This window comes from Allostella sp., from assembly GCF_041913585.1.
GTDB lineage: Bacteria > Pseudomonadota > Alphaproteobacteria > ATCC43930 > Allostellaceae > Allostella.
Genome location: NZ_JAYSFE010000259.1, coordinates 1 through 2,420, shown reverse-complemented (window position 1 = coordinate 2,420; position 2,420 = coordinate 1). Strand labels below are relative to the sequence as shown.

Below are 2,420 nucleotides of genomic sequence, written 5' to 3'. Positions count from 1 at the left end.
CGACCGAGGAGACGAGGAGGATGCCGAGCAGCAGCGGCAGGTCGCGCTGCAGCAGCGCGTCGAAGACGAGCCGGCCGAGGCCGGGCCAGCCGAAGACGGTTTCGACCAGGATCGAGCCGCCGAGGATGTGGCCGATCTGCACCCCGGCCAGCGTCACCACCGGCAGGAGCGCATTGCGAGCGGCATGGACGAAGCCGATGCGCGTCTCGGACAGGCCCTTGGCGCGGGCGGTGGTGATGAAGTCGAGCGTGAAGACCTCGAGCATCGCGGCCCGCATCAGCCGCGTGTAGAGCGCGACGTAGAAGAGGCCGAGCGTCAGGGCCGGCAGGACGAGGTGGCGCCCGATGTCGAGGGCGCGGGCGCTCCAGGAGAGGTCGGTCGCGATCGTCATCATGCCGCCGGACGGCAGGATTCCCAGCGTCACCGAGAAGAGCACGATCAGCATCAGGCCGAGCCAGAACTGCGGCGTCGCGTAGACGACCAGCGCCAGCACCGACAGTACGCCGTCGATCCAGGTGCGGTGGCGCATGGCGGCGAGGATGCCGAGCAGCATCCCGGCCGCGACCGCGACCAGGATCGCCGCCAGCATCAGCAGCAGCGTCGCCGGCACCCGCTCCAGGACCAGCTCCATCACCGGTGCCTGCTGGATGTGCGACCAGCCGAGGTCGAGCACGAGCAGGCGGCCGAGGAAGGCGAGGAACTGCTGCCACAGCGGCCGGTCGAGACCGAAGTTGCGGCGCAGCTCCTCGACGAACTCGACGGGCGCGCCGCCGGAGGAGGCGGCGATGATGTCGGCCGCGTCGCCCGGCGCCAGATGCAGGAGCGCGAAGTTGAGCGCGGCGATGGCGACGACGACCGGCACGAGCTGCAGCAGCCGCCGGGCGAGGAAGGCGAGGGTCGGGGGCATGGGCAGGATGTCCCGGTGCCGCCGCTCCCCCGGGCGAGCGGGGAGCGGTGGCCGGCCGGGCGCTACTCCTTCCAGACCGAATCCCAGCTCGAATACATCGAGATGCCGTTGGTGATGAGCCCGTGGACCCGCTTGTTCCACACCGAGGTGTAGGACAGCTCGACCAGGAAGATCACCGGCAGCTCGTCGTGCAGGATCTGCTGGATCTCGTCGAACTGCGCCTTGCGGGCCGCCTTGTCGGTCTCCCGCGCCGCCTTGGCGAAGAGCTCGTCGACGCGGGCGTTCTGGTAGCCCATCGAGTTGGTGAAGGTGGCGCCCTTGCGGATGCTGGACGAGATGAAAGTGCGCTGCACGCCGATCGTCGGATCGGAGTAGTTGTGGCTGAAGGTGCTGGTGACGTGGAAGTCCCAGTCGGTGTAGACCGCCTTCAGCCAGCCCGCGAGGTCGAGGCTCTTGGTGTCGACCGCGATGCCGATCTTGCCCAGTTCCTGGCGGATGTACTCGCCCAGCCGCACCCAGGTCTCGCCGTAGGGCAGGAAGTTCTGGGTCATGCGGAAGCGCACGCCGTCGGGCCCGCGCTTGTAGCCGGCCTCGTCGAGCAGGCGGTTGGCGGCCCGCGGGTCGTAGACGTAGGGCTTCAGCGCCGTGTTGTAGAAGTTGGGGTTGCCGCTGACGATCGGACCGGTCGCCGGCGTGCCCTGGCCGTACCAGATGACGTCGACGATGCGGCTGCGGTCGAGCGCCATGCTGATCGCCCGCCTCACCCGCACGTCCGACAGCGGCTTGTCGCGCAGGTTCACCTCCAGCCACATGTTGGGGCCGAGGGCCTCCGCGCCGTCCTTGGTCGAGCGGATGTGCGGCAGCTTGGCGATGCGCTCGATCTCGGCCTCGGGGAGCGCGCTCATCGGCGCGACGTCGGCCTCGCCGCTCTCCATGGCGATGGCGCGCGCGGCGCCGTCCGGGAGGACGCGCAGGACGACCTGGTCGAGGCAGGGATGGCCCTTGCGCCAGTAGTCGGGGTTGCGCTCCAGGATGACGTGGCTGCCGCGCGCCCATTCCTTCAGCTTGAAGGGGCCGGTGCCGACCGGTTGGCGCATCAGCGAGGACTGGCGCACGGGGCCGGCCTGGCTGGTGTCGATCGTCTCCAGGATGTGCTTGGGCAGGATCGGCGCCTCGCCCGGCTGGAAGACGTTCATGAAGAACGGCACCGGCGCCTTCAGCCGGAAGACGACGGTGTGGCTGTCCGGCGTCTCGATCGCCTGGACGTCGCCGAAATAGACCCGGCCGCGGGACGTGTAGGGGGTGACGACCTTCTCGATGCTGTACTTGACGTCGTCGGCGGTGAAGGGGTTGCCGTCGTGCCACTTCACGCCCTGGCGCAGCTTGAAGGTGTAGGTCTTCTGGTCGTCCGAGACGGTCCAGGATTCGGCGAGGCCCGGCTTCGGCGTCATGCCGGCGCCCTCGTAGGTGAGCAGGCTCTCGTAGATCTTGGTGGCGACGATGGCGACCGGCA

2 protein-coding genes are annotated in these 2,420 nt (G+C 69.0%); both read right to left on the bottom strand.

The annotated features are described in order from the left end of the window. Window positions 1-907: ABC transporter permease (locus ACE3Q3_RS23925; protein ID WP_374450298.1), on the bottom strand; the 907-nt coding region annotated here is incomplete at its 3' end. Between the two features lie 62 nt (window positions 908-969). Next, a partial coding sequence (locus ACE3Q3_RS23920; protein ID WP_374450296.1) for an ABC transporter substrate-binding protein occupies window positions 970-2,420 on the bottom strand: 1,451 nt, incomplete at its 5' end.